Annotated in this window: 15 protein-coding genes; 10 read left to right on the top strand and 5 right to left on the bottom strand. The window is 53.0% G+C overall.

Features of this window, described 5'->3' with window-relative positions; all coding sequences use genetic code 11:
- Nucleotides 1-12 precede the first annotated feature (12 nt).
- Genes J7M22_12930 through J7M22_12915 form a run of 4 tightly spaced genes read right to left on the bottom strand, consistent with a single transcriptional unit; the run spans nucleotide 13 to nucleotide 3,903 of the window.
- Nucleotides 13-183: a hypothetical protein gene (locus J7M22_12930; GenBank protein MCD6507512.1), complete on the bottom strand. Its 171-nt coding sequence runs from the start codon at nucleotides 181-183 to the stop codon at nucleotides 13-15.
- Nucleotides 171-2,933, bottom strand: a complete 2,763-nt coding sequence (locus J7M22_12925; GenBank protein ID MCD6507511.1) for a VCBS repeat-containing protein — start codon at nucleotides 2,931-2,933, stop codon at nucleotides 171-173. Before J7M22_12925 ends, J7M22_12930 begins: the two co-directional genes overlap by 13 nt.
- A 53-nt stretch (nucleotides 2,934-2,986) precedes the next feature.
- A complete protein-coding gene (locus J7M22_12920; protein MCD6507510.1) occupies nucleotides 2,987-3,763 on the bottom strand; it encodes a hypothetical protein in 777 nt (258 codons plus the stop codon).
- Nucleotides 3,760-3,903, bottom strand: coding sequence for a hypothetical protein (locus J7M22_12915; GenBank protein MCD6507509.1), 144 nt, complete (start codon nucleotides 3,901-3,903; stop codon nucleotides 3,760-3,762). Before J7M22_12915 ends, J7M22_12920 begins: the two co-directional genes overlap by 4 nt.
- A 324-nt stretch (nucleotides 3,904-4,227) precedes the next feature.
- Here J7M22_12915 and J7M22_12910 point away from each other — a divergent pair, with 324 nt between their 5' ends.
- Nucleotides 4,228-4,740 carry a hypothetical protein gene (locus tag J7M22_12910; protein ID MCD6507508.1) on the top strand — a complete coding sequence of 171 codons (513 nt, stop codon included), beginning with the start codon at nucleotides 4,228-4,230 and terminating at the stop codon, nucleotides 4,738-4,740.
- 145 nt (nucleotides 4,741-4,885) lie between these two features.
- Here the strand turns inward: J7M22_12910 and J7M22_12905 are convergent, their stop codons facing one another.
- Nucleotides 4,886-5,764, bottom strand: a complete 879-nt coding sequence (locus J7M22_12905) for a sugar phosphate isomerase/epimerase (GenBank protein MCD6507507.1) — start codon at nucleotides 5,762-5,764, stop codon at nucleotides 4,886-4,888.
- Between the two features lie 246 nt (nucleotides 5,765-6,010).
- Here J7M22_12905 and J7M22_12900 point away from each other — a divergent pair, with 246 nt between their 5' ends.
- Genes J7M22_12900 through J7M22_12860 form a run of 9 tightly spaced genes read left to right on the top strand, consistent with a single transcriptional unit; the run spans nucleotide 6,011 to nucleotide 14,276 of the window.
- Entirely contained in the window at nucleotides 6,011-7,204 is a 1,194-nt protein-coding gene (locus J7M22_12900) for an aspartate aminotransferase family protein (protein MCD6507506.1), read from the top strand.
- Nucleotides 7,197-8,132, top strand: a complete 936-nt coding sequence (locus J7M22_12895) for a hypothetical protein (GenBank protein ID MCD6507505.1) — start codon at nucleotides 7,197-7,199, stop codon at nucleotides 8,130-8,132. The genes J7M22_12900 and J7M22_12895 overlap by 8 nt, the downstream gene beginning before the upstream one ends.
- The gene (locus J7M22_12890) at nucleotides 8,129-8,737 is read left to right on the top strand and encodes a tetratricopeptide repeat protein (protein ID MCD6507504.1); all 609 of its coding nucleotides are present in this window, start codon (nucleotides 8,129-8,131) and stop codon (nucleotides 8,735-8,737) included. Before J7M22_12895 ends, J7M22_12890 begins: the two co-directional genes overlap by 4 nt.
- Nucleotides 8,734-9,369: a DUF4433 domain-containing protein gene (locus J7M22_12885; protein MCD6507503.1), complete on the top strand. Its 636-nt coding sequence runs from the start codon at nucleotides 8,734-8,736 to the stop codon at nucleotides 9,367-9,369. The genes J7M22_12890 and J7M22_12885 overlap by 4 nt, the downstream gene beginning before the upstream one ends.
- Nucleotides 9,366-10,046: a macro domain-containing protein gene (locus J7M22_12880; protein ID MCD6507502.1), complete on the top strand. Its 681-nt coding sequence runs from the start codon at nucleotides 9,366-9,368 to the stop codon at nucleotides 10,044-10,046. Before J7M22_12885 ends, J7M22_12880 begins: the two co-directional genes overlap by 4 nt.
- A 32-nt stretch (nucleotides 10,047-10,078) precedes the next feature.
- The gene (gene iolB / locus J7M22_12875; protein ID MCD6507501.1) at nucleotides 10,079-10,894 is read left to right on the top strand and encodes a 5-deoxy-glucuronate isomerase; all 816 of its coding nucleotides are present in this window, start codon (nucleotides 10,079-10,081) and stop codon (nucleotides 10,892-10,894) included.
- Between the two features lie 20 nt (nucleotides 10,895-10,914).
- Complete coding sequence (locus J7M22_12870; GenBank protein ID MCD6507500.1) at nucleotides 10,915-11,955, top strand: class II fructose-bisphosphate aldolase; 1,041 nt, start codon at nucleotides 10,915-10,917, stop codon at nucleotides 11,953-11,955.
- A gap of 14 nt (nucleotides 11,956-11,969) precedes the next feature.
- Entirely contained in the window at nucleotides 11,970-13,004 is a 1,035-nt protein-coding gene (locus J7M22_12865; protein ID MCD6507499.1) for a hypothetical protein, read from the top strand.
- 60 nt (nucleotides 13,005-13,064) lie between these two features.
- The gene (locus J7M22_12860; GenBank protein MCD6507498.1) at nucleotides 13,065-14,276 is read left to right on the top strand and encodes a 6-phosphofructokinase; all 1,212 of its coding nucleotides are present in this window, start codon (nucleotides 13,065-13,067) and stop codon (nucleotides 14,274-14,276) included.
- Nucleotides 14,277-14,441: the final 165 nt, after the last annotated feature.

Below are 14,441 nucleotides of genomic sequence, written 5' to 3'. Positions count from 1 at the left end.
TCCCCTCTGAAGTCAGGGCGATGTATCCTCCACGGTCCGACCGTTCTTCTCCCCGACCATCTTGAAAACAGCGGGGACGTTCCGTTTTTTGTGCTCTTTGAGCAACAACAGGAGCGCCTCGTCGCTTTCGGGGTTTATGAAATCCTCCGTATCCCACCATATCAGGACTCTCATCGTTGCCATGATCGAACCACCTCCCTTGCCAGGTCAGAGCACTTCGTCCATCTCACCCTCCCGCTCCATCTCTCCCTTACCTCCTTCCCTATCTCCTCCAGCACCCTCAACCCTGTCCTTCTACCGTTTGAGAACAGCGACTGCCAATGCGTGTGAAACACGACTGGGATGCCCGCCTCTATCAGCTCGGAGAACCTCTCCACATAGCGATCGACGATCGATCGGACGTAATCATCATCCGTATCCATCCTGTCCATCGTCTCCCAGATGAAATCCCCGCACTGTGAAACTATGCTCACCACCCATTCGTCCTTCCTCCCCGACGGGTGGAAAACCTTCGAGTGGAAGATGGTATCATCGGTCCTCATATGAAGGAAATACCACGTCTGACCTCTTCTGTACACCTCTTTCTGAGCGTTCAATATGGCATATGCCGCGGCGGGGATGTCAAATCGCACCCGCCATAGTTCCTTTGCCCCCTCGGTCGAATACAAACCGAGGTGAAACTCGTTGATGGCGAGTATCGCCCGATGCCCGTCAGGAAGACGAATCACCTTCAGCCCGATAGGTCGTCCGTTTGGGATCTCATATTCAGCCATGGCGTCACGTCTGGCCCCGTCGAAGAAGATCACCGACGGCCTCGCTCCTCCCCATCCATAGCTCATGAAAACCTGATCCATCGTCCCATCCCCGTTTAGATCGATGCCGTTGGGGAGGACTTTTTCCCAATACACCAGGCCGCGCCAGAGATAACCGGATTGGGTTGGAAGCTTGAACTCCTCTCCTGGAGGACGCCAAATGATCTGACCGCCCGATGTGATCCAGGCGATGCTCTGATAGGTCCCCAGGATGAGAGCGGGAGGCTCATCGGGCCCGGGTTGCCACACTCCCATCGAATAGGCCCTGTTAAAGCGGAAGAAATCCTTATAGAAATCCTCAGAGGTGCTGAGATGCATTTTCCCTTCAAGCGAGCCGTCGGGAGCGAAACGATAGAGGTAACTCGCCGCATCGCAGGCCAGGATCTCCCTCTGGCCGTCTCCGTTCACATCGAGCGCCTCTAGCGAGATCACCCTATGCCTGAACGTGTACTCCCACAGCTTCTCGCCCTCATCGTTGAGCACCACGAGTTGATTATCCCTCGTCAGAGCGATCACCTCACGCCTCCCGTCGCCGTTCAGGTCGGATGTGAACAACCGGCATATCTCTGCCCGCTCCCGTTTCGTCGAATAAAACTCGACTGAACCGATGAACGGCTTAACGTTCGGGCTTTTCCTCCATTTGACCAGCCTCACGCGCACCGCTTTACACCGCATTCCGGGGAAGATCAGCAGGTTCCGGACGTAGAAGTAGCTTTTGCCGCGAGGTCCGAGGATACGATAAGAGGGCTTCGGCGGCGAGGGAGCCGCTCGGATATCCATCTTAAACCCGTCGGAGCTGAACTCGACGACCACTTTCTCAAAGAATCTTTCAACCGCTTTAGGTTCGGGGAAAGCGCCCACCGGAGGCTCTCCTACGATCACTTCCGCCAGATCCACCTCCCCGTCGAACCGGCACGTCCAGATCCTACCGTCGGGCGATCTCTCCACGTCGGCCGGAACCACCCTTTGGAGGTGAGAGCGGAAACCGTCGAACTTCCACTTCATCCGAGGTTCAATTTCGGTCCCAACCTCCGACCTTAGGGCGATAGCGCCCCCGCATCTTTCCCTTTCCCGTTCGATCCTCCTCCAGAGCGATTCCAGATCGTTCCTGATTATTCCCTTCAGATGATCATCTGAGATCTCGACCTCCTCCTCTCTCATCTCACCCTTCGATATGATTCGGGCATCCCTCCACTGAAGGAAAGTCCCGTCAGCGATGGCGACTCGTTCGGGTGAGACGTAGAACAGGGCGGCGTCGGTTTTAAGCGGCACGTTCGGTATCGATCCGTCGCCCAGGCCCATGATCGCCAGCTCCGGTTCCTCCTTTCCTCCCCGCCTTCTCATTCCGCGCACGATACAGGCCGTCGGGGATATCCGCCGTGCGGTGAAATCCCTCCCATCGCCGGGGTCTGTGGCGTAGAGGATGTTCTGGAAGCTTGTAAATTCCCCCTTCTTTTCGGGATGAAATTGGATGAACTGTCGCAGCAGGTAGGGCACGAGTTCACCTTGGTATTCTCTCTCATCTGCCCGTCCGGCCTGCTGATTGAGGTTGAAGGCGGGTTTCAGCCAAAAGGTGACATCGCCCTGCCTCTGCATCCACCCCTCGTCCCTCAGCTCGGCCGGAGAACATGTCCGCCAGGTGGCGGTGAGGCTATACTGCCCCGGCTTCTTCGCCTTGATCTCATCGATGAACAGGAAGTAATCGCCCCGTTTCCAGAAGATACATCGTTTCCAGTCGCATCCGTTTGTTCCCGGAACGGTGGTGGCCGTCAGACCTATATGTGAGAGGTTAGCGGCGGCGACCAGCTCCACGCCCCACGGATCGGGCTCCGTTCGTATGCCCCGGCTCACCACGACGCCCGATTTATAATAGTTCCCCTCCTTGCCCGTGTGGGCAACCAGGAAAAGCTTCCCTCTATCGACGTAACGCAGAACGCAGTTAATTCCCAGCGGCGGACCGGGGTTATGGAATCCATCCAGGCATAGATACTGATCGTCCGGGCTGAAACCATCGCGGAAGACCAACAGTTCGACGGTTCGATCACGGGGTATCCCCAATTGCGCTCGATTTTTATCGTTCAAGGCCTGACTGTATGAGTGCGGCGAGATAGGCAGCCACATCACGCCCGACCATTCAGATGGCCTTTGGGGTTTAATCCCACCTAAGGGCAGCCTCAGCGGAAAACCGAGTTCTCGACGTCGTTGACCTCCTCCTCCGTAAGATAGCCCAGATCGGTGATCAGCGTGAACTCGAACAGCTTTCTGGCGATGTAGTATCCCAGGTGCATGCTCTTGGCCCTCTTAAACCCCCGGATCATATCCTCGTTCCGCGGGCGGGCCATCCGTTTCCAATAGGACTGAACCGCATCTCGGAGAGGATCAGGCCCCGGCAGGACGATCCGTTCGAGGACGAGTTCCCCAGGCTTGGCGCGCTCTTCGACGATCCTCCCGAACTCCCTCAGCGCCTTTCTCATCCCCTCAGCGTCCGACGCCCCGATCAGAACCAGACCGACGCCCGTTCCCCATGGATTTGGATGCGTCACTATTTTGAACCTCCCCGGTCCCGGATCGTCCTCATCGGCCACAAGCATACGACGCACGTAGGGCTCAAAGAGGGCGGAGTTGACGGAGAGATTTCCGATGAAGATCAGATTCGCCCTCTTCGCCTCCGGTGTGAGCGATAGTCCCCTCTCGTCCGTGACGTTCTTCGGCGGGCGAATCGGCACACTCACCCCGGTTGCTTCGTGGATGATCCCCTGGATCTCCCGCCCGGCCTCGGCGAAGGGGCCCTTTTGGGGAGCTACGATGAGGGCGGACGATTCGCCGTTATGGACCAAAACTACTTTAGGGTAAATCGATCGTGGCAGCATACAAAGGACATCGGCGTTCGATCCTAACCCAGAAAGGATGCTAAGCATCGCTATGGACGCAAGGATGAAGATCCTTCTCATAATTTAGCCCTCCCAGTTCCAAATCGGATATTGTCGAACTTCGTTATACTAATCGCCCAGCGGCAGAAGTTCGGGACATACCGGCCGATTCGGCTGCCCGCCCTGAAGATAACCGCCCCCCATCCAAACACCATCTTCAACGAACTCTACTCCCTTGATGTTGACACTCTCACCAGCAGGCTCAATCAGAGCTTGGTTGTTGCCACAGCGTTGATTCAATAACAGCTATGCCGGCAATATACCTCTTGTCTGAAATTCAGGTATGCTATATAATAGTAGCAAAACAAACATGGTAGGTGAATAAGATGCCGAGCTTGAATTTTCAGGTGATACCGAAATCCGAACAACCGGCAGAGATAACAATACGAATACCGAAGTCTTTAATATAAATCGAGAAAATCCGTTACCCTGTTTATCCGTGAGGCTGTGAAAGTGATAGAAGAGATGGAGAGAGAGGCAACATTATGAAAAAAACCTTGGGTGTTATATTGCTCCTGTCTATAGCTCTACCCTCCTTCGCCGAACTGACACAGCGGGACCTGGACAAGATTAGCGCACTGATTGACCGCAAACTAGAGCCTATCAAGATGGACATCGCTGAGCTAAAAGGGGAGATAAAAGCCGTTAGAGCTGAGATGAGGGGCATGGCTACGAAGGATGATATCGTAGCACTGAAAGGCGAGATCTCTGAGATAAAAGGCAGGATGAACGCTATGGCCAGCAAAGATGATCTCATCGAACTTGAAGCAAGGACAACAGCTCGGATTGATGCGCTAACTCAGGCTATTATCGCAATGGCGGTAGCTATTTTCGTCGCTATATTGGGCACTATTGTAGGAGGACCTATCTTTGCCCAGTGGTGGCAAAAACGGCAAGAGCAGAAGGAGGCTATTAGACAAATAAGAGAGAAGGCACAAGACTTGGTGAAAGATCATCCCGAACTAGCCGAGATATTCAGAAGCATTGGGCTGATCTGATCCGGATCAGCTGCCAGGTTGTTGAGAACTTTCATCTCTGCCCTCCTCGAATTCCTCCTATGAAGGCGTTTGTCCGCGATCTCGAAAGTCAGCGTCAAGACCAGAGGTATGATGAACGCTGTGATCCGAATCCATTTCGACATATCTATTGCCTTCCCTCTATCCCGTCGATTATGCGCCGGATGTTCGCGACCCCCTCTATGACGCTCCCCTCGATGTCCTCTCGATCGACCACCTCCAGCGATATCACACCGTCGTATCCCGCTTCTTTTAGCGTTTGAAACACCTCACGCCACCGCGCGTCGCCTTTCCCCCCGGTCGTCGGACGGATGTATTCCCCCGTGGGGATCTGAATCCATCCCTCGCGGGGCTCACGGCTGATGAGGAAATCCTTAGCGTGGACGTGAACCGTGTATTTGGCCAGTTTTCTCGCGGCTTCAAGGTGATCCTCGCCGAACACCTGCCGGAAGTTGGTGAAGTCCAGGTTGATCCCGAAATTCGGACGGTTCACCGTTTTGACGATCCGCTCTATCTGATCGGAACGTCCCAACAGCCTTCCGTGGTTTTCAACCCCCACCTTGATCCCCCTCTCCGCCGCGGCGTCGGCGACCTCGGCCATGCCCTGAGCGATGCGGACGAGTATCTCATCCAGATCCACCTCATCCGGCGATTTACCTTCCAGCGAGGTGCGAGGATCCAGTCGGATCGTATCCGTTCCCAGTATCTGGGCCGTCTCCAGCCTCCTCTTACACAGATCGATACATCCCCTATACCTCTCCTCATCGTAGACGGAGAAATCGCTGTCCAACGTGTAACACGAGACCTTCAAGCCGAGCTGGTCTATCAGCCTTTTCGCCTCCCTCGCCTGTTCTCTCTCATCGCTATCTGGTATCCAGAACCGGCTCAGCAGCTCGACGTATTCGGCCTCTGTCCGTGATCCTATGAACTGGATCACATCCATGAGGGTAACCTTACCCTCCCTCAGTAGGAGGTTGAAACAGTAACAGCTAACCCCAGCCTTCATGTCTCATCCTCCAAGTCCCTTGGACATCGATAGAATCCTCACTTCTCCCCCAGAAAGAAAGACTACCAGTATGGCTATGCCAGCCTTCGCGGTTGATACGATAACATAAAATAGGGGTATTTTCAACAGATATGGTGCTCTAACTTTCTAATACATTATCACTTATGCGCTCGGTTGCCTCTGCTTGACTTTTCCCCTTTTGTGATGTAACCTAATTCATGCAGAATTCCCTCGGAGGAGTGGAAGATGACGAACGCCGAGATCAAGGAGTTGGCTTCCCGCTATATAATCAACACCTATGGTGAAAGGGAGATCGCCCTCGTACGCGGAGAGGGATGTTACGTTTGGGACGCCGACGGCAAAAGATATCTGGATTTTCTGGGCGGTATAGCGGTCAACTCGCTCGGTCACTGCCATCCCAACGTGGTCGAGGCGATCAAAAGACAGGCCGAAACCCTGATCCACTGCTCAAACCTCTATTACATCGAGCCCCAGGCGAGATTGGCACGGCTTTTGGCCGAAAACTCATTCGCGGATCAGTGTTTCTTCTGTAACAGCGGGGCGGAGGCAAACGAGGCGGCTATAAAGCTGGCGAGAAAATACTCTAAGGAGAAAGTTGATCCCGGAAGATACGAGATCATCACTATGCTCAACTCCTTCCATGGAAGAACCCTGGCGACCATAACGGCCACGGGGCAGACGAAGTATCATAAGGGGTTCGAGCCTCTGATGCCTGGATTTAAGTATGTGCCCTTCAACGATCTTGAGGCCGTTGAAAAGGCGATAGATGAGAAAACCTGTGCCGTGATGGTGGAGCCCGTTCAATCCGAAGGCGGCGTTCACATCCCCGATCCGGATTATCTCAAAGGACTGCGTCGGATCTGTGACGAGCGTAAGTTGCTTCTGATTCTAGACGAAGTTCAGACTGCGATGGGGAGACTGGGCACCCTTTTCGGATACGAGTATTTCGACGTCGAGCCGGATATCATAACCATGGCGAAGGCCCTGGGAGGCGGGGTGCCCATAGGGGCGATGCTGACAAAGAAACATATTGCCGAGAGCCTCACGCCAGGATCCCATGCCTCTACCTTCGGCGGGAATCCGCTAGCATGTGCCGCCGCTACTGCTGCCCTTAAAACCACCATCGAGGAAAAACTACCACAAAACGCCGCTCGAATGGGGGAATACCTCAGGGAAAAACTTGAGGGACTGAAGGATAAATTCCCCTTTATCAAACAGATCAGAGGAATAGGCTTGATCGTCGGGGTGGAGCTGGATCGAGATGCCAAGCCCTATGCCGCCAGATGCGTTCAGAAAGGGCTCTTAACGATAGCCACGGCCAATACCGTCATAAGATTTCTACCGCCTCTGATAATAAATGAAGCTCATGTCGATGAGGCGGTCGGGATACTTGAGGAGGCTCTCAGGGAGGATGGCTGATCTGGGATGGCTTACCACATATGACCCGAGGATGTTCCTCGCCCGGGCGATAGAGAGGGCTATCGAACGGGATCTGCTGACTGATGAGATCCAGGACAAGTTGGTGCGGGATGCAGCGAGCATGTCACATCACCTGATGATACTTAGACTCCAGACCACCTCCGCCAGATATGCCGCCAGACAGGGCGTGGATGAAACGGTTAGAACCGTGAACCTCGGATTGCAATTCGCGAGCGGAGGCGATCTCGAAAGAGCGGCAAACCTGATCTCTAAGAACAAATTGGTCATCTTCTTCAAGATCGGAAACACGCTCATCAACAGGCTCAAACAGGGAGCCCAGGATCTGCTGGAGAAAAATCTGATCCATCCCCCTAGAAGCATCGATATGCTCAGACAGGACATCGCTCTGATAGATGCCATGCCGGTGGAGGTGTTCAATGTCCTGGAAAAGCGGTTCCTGGAGAAAATAAGGAAGGGCATATTAACGGCCGAAGAGAAGGAGGGGAGAATCAAGCTTTTAGGTGAAGGAGAGAAACCGATCTCCCAGATCGACGAGGTGAGACTCGCCGAGAAGGTCCTCGGTGAGCTCAGGTTGAAGTCCGAATATGCACGTGCTCTTCCGGTGAAGGGGTTTTTCACCACCAAGTTCTTCCTCGATCCGACGCTCGACTTCATCCTGGCGGCCACAAGACACCTAATGGCCAATCTCGCACTAAAAAGCAAGGTCGAGTATAAGCTCTCATCCGAGGAGGCCGAGGCATTCAGGGAGAAGATTCAGGATAAACTTGTCAGATCCGCCCTGCTGAAATGGATCGAGGAATACATGGGGAAACTGGATAAGGATGATGATCTCAGAAAATTCGCCAGACGGTTTTGGATGAAGGCGATGTCGGATATAGAGACCTTCGGAACGGAGGATTATCGGTGAGAGGTAGACCAGCGATCAGGTTGGCGGTGATGATGTGTATCGCGCTGATCGGATGTAGCGGCGAAAGGGATGCATTCGAGCGGTCACAGAGGGATATAGATAGAGGATGGGCTTATTATTCCGTAGGAGATATGAGCTCTGCTCTGATGAGCTTCGAGCGAGCAACCTCAGTCGATCTTCCTCCCGGAGATGCCTATAACGGGTTAGGATGGGTCTACCTGAGCTCCTCGGAGAAGGTGGGAGGGAACGATCAGCTTATATCCCAGGCCGTTGGGGCCTTTCAACAGGCCGTCAGGATAGATATGGAGAACTCCGACGCCTGGGTCGGGTTGGCTCTATCGTTGTTTCTGAGGAGATCCGATGAGGGCGACCTGAAATCGGCTATAGAGGCGATCGACCAGGCGATGAAAAACGAAAAGCTTCTCTACAGGCATGATTATACGTCGAAGGCCGATCTATGGGCGTTGAGAGGGATGTGTAACTTCTACCTTCAAAAGGTCGATCTCGCTCTTGAGGATCTCAGGAAGGCCCTTCAGATCGATCCGAGGAATGAGACAGCTTTGAGATTGCTCTATCTAATAGATCGAGGAGGATCAAAGGGGTGAAGGAGATCGAAGAATTTATAACCAGATACGTGGGTGAGCATATATACCATCTATCGCTTATTCGAAACTTGGACTCAATACTGAAGCTGGGATTGCTTTCAAGGAATGAGCTAGGTAAAATCGGTGTAAGCTTTTGGAACATATCAAACTATAAGGTCCAAGCTCGAAGGGAAGCGAAAAGGTTCGTTTTAAGAATAAAAGACAGAGATCTCATAGTATCACTGTATGATTATGTTCCATTTTATTTCTCTCCACGTAACCCAATGTTGTATAAAAGACGTGAATACCAGGATCAGATAGCCATAATTGCTGTAGATTCTTCGATAATAGGTAAACCCGGTGTTATATTCTCGGATGGAAATGCTGCTTCGGAGAGGACAAGGTTCTATCAGGACGTTGGAAATCTTTCTAAGCTTCAGTGGGACATCATTAACTCTAAATACTGGACGAACTTTGAGGATGGTAAAAGGATAAAATGCGCAGAAGTTCTTGTCCCTCGAAAGGTGAATGTTAACCTTATTGAAAGGATATTCGTGTATTCGGACGAAGCGAGAGCTAAGGTTGAAGAGATTGTTCGGAGTTCCGGGCAGAAGATAATTGCTGAGGTGAAAAAGGGGTTTTATTTCCCATGATAAAATACAGCGACTATACCGTGTTTGATATGGATACGCAGGTGATCGTTAATACGGTTAACTGTAAAGGGGTTATGGGAGCGGGCTTAGCGTTGGAGTTTAAACTGCGTTATCCTGAGATGTTTAGGGATTACCGGAAGCGGTGTAAGCAAAATATGGTGAAGCCGGGTAGACCTTATCTCTTTAACGAGTTAAAGCCATGGATTCTGAACTTTCCAACTAAATATCATTGGAGGTATCCCTCTAGGATTGAATGGATAGAAGAAGGATTAAGGTATTTCGCCCAAAACTATCATAGGATGAACATCCGTTCAATTGCTTTTCCAAAGCTTGGCTGTCGAAACGGTGGGTTGGATTGGAGCGTTGTAAAACCGGTTATGGAAAAATATCTAGTCTCCTTAGATATAGAAGTTTTTATATGCCTAGATGAGAAACCTAAACCCTGGGGCGTAGAGGATAGAATGATTAAGCTGTTCAATAAAATAAAAGAGGATATAGCATATAGAACCAAAGTTCAAAGTGACATCGGAATAAGAGGTGATGTTTTATGTGAAGTCGTTAAGAAACTGCCAGTTACAAGGTTCAGGGAAATAAGAAGGATAAGAGGAGTGGGCAAAGGATACTATGAGAAGATATTTGTCTATTTCTATCATCAGGTTGTAGGAGAGAAAACTTAACTATATCTGTCGGATGAAATGGAGATAGGGAGATGAACCTGCATCGCAGATATTCCCCCCAGTATGGTTATACCCCTGTGATTTCAAGGGGTGAACTGGGGTTAGAGCTGATAGAGTTCGGAATATTGAGGCTTGCCGAGGGGATGACCCATACTGAAAGCTCGCCGGATGAGGAGATGGTATTCGTGCTTTTAAGCGGCGAATGCACCGTCTCGATCGACGGCGGGATGATCACCCGGCTCAGCCGCAGAGATGTCTTTTCGGACAAACCCTCCGGGGTGTATCTGCCCTTCGGGTCCGAGCTGGATATAACCCCCCTAAGCGAAGTGGAGATGGCGGTCTGTAAGGCGCCGTCGGATCTAGAGGTGCCTCCTCAGGTGATAACGCCTGAAAGGGTGAAATATCGTTCCGTCGGGGCTCACAACTGGAGGCGTGACATATACGATATCGTCGATCTGGAGATCCAGGCGCGAAGCCTGGTCGTAGGTGAGACCTTTAATCCCCCCGGCAATTGGTCGAGCGCCCCCCCACACAGGCACGATTTCGATAACCTCCCTGAGGAAAGCGATATGGAGGAAGTTTACCTCTTTAAGCTACACCCGGAGGAGGGATTCGGCCTGCAACGCATCTACACGGATGACCTTTCCCTTAACGAGGCATATGTGATAGAGAACAACTCCGTCGTTGCGATCCCACAGGGGTATCATCCGGTCGTGGCGGGGCCCGGCTATAGGCTTTACTACCTTTGGGTGCTGGCAGGGGAGAAGAGGGTTCTGGCACCCAGGGATGATCCGAAGCATGCATGGCTTAAGAGATGTGAACCTATCGTCAATGAAATCCTAGGGTAGGAGAACGAGGAGGTTTGAGAATGGCGATTCACGTCAATGGGGCTCACGTATGGAATGCCCTTAAGGATGAGCCCGTTATAGTTATGGCGTGTAACACCAGGAATCCCCTTCCCATCCCGGGCATAATGAGGGCCGCCCAGGAGCTGGACGCCGTCGTGGCGTTCGAGCTTTCGAAGAGGGAGATATTCCTGACGAACATAGAAGGGCTGTACGAGGACGGGGATAAAGGGCTTTCGGGGATGAACCCCCAGATGTACGCGGATATAGTTAACAGGTATGCTGAGGAGTTTCCGAATCTCGTCTATTTCCTCCACGGAGATCACATCCAGATAAAGTCCGTCACCCTTTCGCAGATATCTGAGGCTAAGACGCTCATAGAGCAGGAGTTGGAGGCCGGGTTCACATCCTTCGGCATAGATCCCTCTTTCGTGCCCATACCTGAAAACGCCGCTATCCTGACATGTCTGGTTATCCCGATCGTCGAGAACGGATTCGGCCTTGAGGCCGAGGTAGGTGAGATCGGCAAGGAGGAGATCACCACGGTCGATGAGGCCACCGAGTACATCGAGAGGCTCAAAGCAGCGGGGATAACGCCGAATCTGCTCGCTATAAACAACGGCAGCAAACACGGAAACTACGCCCCCGGCGAGGAGGTGCATATCAACCTCCAAAGAACCGGGGAGATATACGAGGCGACGGGCATTCCGATAGCCCAACATGGTATCACGGGAACGCCTTTACATCTCGTCGGACAGTTCGCCGACTATGGGATACGGAAGGGGAACGTCGGGACCCATTGGCAGAACATCCTCCTGGATAACGTCCCGGGTTTGAAGGAGAAATATGTGGAGTGGGCTGAGAAAAAGAAGGAGGAGCTGGGATTGGAGAAGCTCGGCATCGAATACGCGAATGCCGTCTTCCTAGAGGAGACGTTAAACCTGCCGGATGAGATCAAGAAGAAAGTGGCCGACGCCGCGTACGAATCGGCGTTGGAGTTCTTCAAAGCCTTCAGAAGCGAGGGAACGGGGAGGATCGTAAGGCAATACATAGCTAAACTTTAAAGGGGGGATATCGGATGAGATACTCTATAGGGGATTACAGGTTTAACGTCGAGGAGTTCTTTCCCTGGGAGCTCTTCTCAAGGATAGTGGAGGTGAGGGTGAACTCGCCCGATGTGATCTATCAGGAGGCGCAGGCTCGCAAAAGGCGTGAGACCCTGACCAGGGACGGGAAGCTCACCATTTTGGCCTGCGATCACCCGGCCCGGAACGTCACGAAATCGGGTGACGATCCGATCGCCATGGCAAACCGCCACTCGTACCTGGGGCGTATCCTCAGGGTCATCACGAGTGAGGAGTTCGACGGTGTGATGGGCACGCCCGATATCATCGAGGAGCTCTTCATAGTCAACTATCTGATCAAGGAGGCAGGCGGAGAGGGATTTCTCGACGATAAGGTGATCCTCGGCTGCATGAACAGAGGGGGATTGAGCGGGACGGTATTCGAAATGGATGATCGATTCACCGCTTACTCCGCCGAGATGATCGCCGATATGAGGTTGGACGGAGCGAAGATGATGTTCAGGCTCGATCCGAACTCGCCCGATTCGGGGAAAACCATCATGTACTGCGCTCAGGCGGTAAACGAGTGTCTGGAGTATGGGCTTTACGCCTTCGTTGAGGCGCTCTGGGTCGAAAAGACGGAGGAGGGGTATAAATCGATCAAGAGGGCCGAGGAATTGGCCAAGGTCGTCGGGGTGGCTTCGGCCCTGGGGGTCTCCTCAGCCTACACCTGGCTGAAGATCCCATATTGTGAGAACTTTGAGATCGTCGCAAGGGCGACGACGCTGCCGATCCTCATGCTCGGCGGGGCATCCAGGGGAGATCCGACCCCCGTCTTGGAGGAGTTCGTCAACGGAATGAAGGCCGGACCGAACGTGAGAGGAGCTCTGGTGGGGAGAAACGTCCACCATCCCGGCGACGATGACCCTCTGGCGGTGGCTCTGGCGGTAAATGGAATCGTTCATAAGGGTTACGACCTGGATCAGGCGATCGAGTGCCTTATGGAAAACAGAGGTAGAGATATGGATCGCCTGAGAAGATATCTCTGAGAGGCGATTTCTCTCATCACGGCTAGACCTAAAACAATTGATGATAGTGAGGAGGGGAAAATGGCGGGGAAACTTAAAGGCAATCTCATCGTCGGCCAATCAGGTGGCCCGACCGCCGTCATAAACAGCAGCCTCTGCGGAGTTATCCAGGAGGCGTTTAGGCATGACGAGATTCAAAATATCTACGGGATGGTTCACGGGATATTGGGCGTGCTGAACGAGGATCTGATAGATCTTCGCAGACAGGACCCGAGGGTGATCGAGGGGCTCAAAAGAACCCCTTCGGCGGCGCTCGGATCATGCAGGTATAAGCTCACGGAGGAGGACTACGGCAAGGTGCTGGAGGTCTTTAAGAAATATAACATCAGATATTTCATCTACATCGGCGGCAATGACTCGATGGACACCGCTCATAAGGTAGGCGAGCTGGCTAAAAAGGAGGGATACGAGCTCAGATGCATGGGCGTTCCCAAAACGGTGGATAACGACCTCGCGGGAACAGATCACTGTCCAGGGTATGGCTCCGTCGCCAGATGGAACGCCATGGCCACGAAGGATGCCGGCAGGGACACCGAGGCGATAGGGGTGGTGGATAACGTTAAGATCATCGAGACCATGGGCCGTAACGCCGGATGGATCACCGCCTCGACCGCTTTGGCCAGGGATTCCGAGGATAGCGCCCCACATCTCATCTATCTGCCCGAAAGGGTGTTTGACAGGGAGAAATTCCTGGCGGATGTGGATAGGGTCTACAGCAAACTGGGATACTGTCTGATCACCGTCTGCGAGGGGTTGAAGGACGAAAAGGGTGAATATCTCGTCGCTTCCGGCCGCGCCGTTGACGTGGACAAGTTCGGACACAAACAGCTGGGAGGAGTGGCGGCGTATCTATGTGATCTGATCGCCACTGAACTGAAGATCAAAGCCCGGTTCGATAAGCCCGGCACGATCCAACGTTCCTCCATACTCCTGGCCTCCCGGACCGATCTGGAGGAGGCGTATATGGCGGGCGCCAAGGCGGTGGAGCTGGCCGTGGAGGGCGTCACCGATAAGATGGTCTCGCTGGTGCGCGAGTCGAACCATCCGTATAGATGCACCACCGGCACCGTAGATCTGGATTATGTCGCCAACGCCGAGAAGAAGGTCCCCGACGAGTTCATCAACGAGGAGGGCAACTTCGTCACGGAGAAATTCTATGAATACGCCCTTCCGCTCATCGGAGACCCGCTGCCCGAATACATCAGATTTGAGAGGATACCGGTAACCGTCTGACATTTTCGGGGACGGTCACACCGTCCCCGAACCTGGGAGGGATTTCCGGATGAGCTCATCGCTTCAGATTTTCAAGATCGAGGCGGATGTGCAGTGTGCAGATCATCCCATCACGGTGGATGAGTTCCTCAAGCTCTTCGATGAGGACGCACAGGCGGAGCTCAT

The organism is Candidatus Poribacteria bacterium, from assembly GCA_021162805.1.
Lineage (GTDB): Bacteria > Poribacteria > WGA-4E > B28-G17 > B28-G17 > JAGGXZ01.
Note: the sequence above shows the minus strand (reverse complement) of the source record. Positions and strands in the feature narration are given on the sequence as shown.

What these genes read in the sequence shown, in the direction of transcription:
- J7M22_12930 (MCD6507512.1), bottom strand. Translation starts at nt 183, where the DNA reads ATGGCAACGATGAGAGTCCTGATATGGTGGGATACGGAGGATTTCATA.
- J7M22_12925 (MCD6507511.1), bottom strand. Translation starts at nt 2,933, where the DNA reads ATGTGGCTGCCTATCTCGCCGCACTCATACAGTCAGGCCTTGAACGAT.
- J7M22_12920 (MCD6507510.1), bottom strand. Translation starts at nt 3,763, where the DNA reads ATGAGAAGGATCTTCATCCTTGCGTCCATAGCGATGCTTAGCATCCTT.
- J7M22_12910 (MCD6507508.1), top strand. Translation starts at nt 4,228, where the DNA reads ATGAAAAAAACCTTGGGTGTTATATTGCTCCTGTCTATAGCTCTACCC.
- J7M22_12905 (MCD6507507.1), bottom strand. Translation starts at nt 5,764, where the DNA reads ATGAAGGCTGGGGTTAGCTGTTACTGTTTCAACCTCCTACTGAGGGAG.
- J7M22_12900 (MCD6507506.1), top strand. Translation starts at nt 6,011, where the DNA reads ATGACGAACGCCGAGATCAAGGAGTTGGCTTCCCGCTATATAATCAAC.
- J7M22_12895 (MCD6507505.1), top strand. Translation starts at nt 7,197, where the DNA reads ATGGCTGATCTGGGATGGCTTACCACATATGACCCGAGGATGTTCCTC.
- J7M22_12880 (MCD6507502.1), top strand. Translation starts at nt 9,366, where the DNA reads ATGATAAAATACAGCGACTATACCGTGTTTGATATGGATACGCAGGTG.
- iolB (MCD6507501.1), top strand. Translation starts at nt 10,079, where the DNA reads ATGAACCTGCATCGCAGATATTCCCCCCAGTATGGTTATACCCCTGTG.
- J7M22_12870 (MCD6507500.1), top strand. Translation starts at nt 10,915, where the DNA reads ATGGCGATTCACGTCAATGGGGCTCACGTATGGAATGCCCTTAAGGAT.
- J7M22_12865 (MCD6507499.1), top strand. Translation starts at nt 11,970, where the DNA reads ATGAGATACTCTATAGGGGATTACAGGTTTAACGTCGAGGAGTTCTTT.
- J7M22_12860 (MCD6507498.1), top strand. Translation starts at nt 13,065, where the DNA reads ATGGCGGGGAAACTTAAAGGCAATCTCATCGTCGGCCAATCAGGTGGC.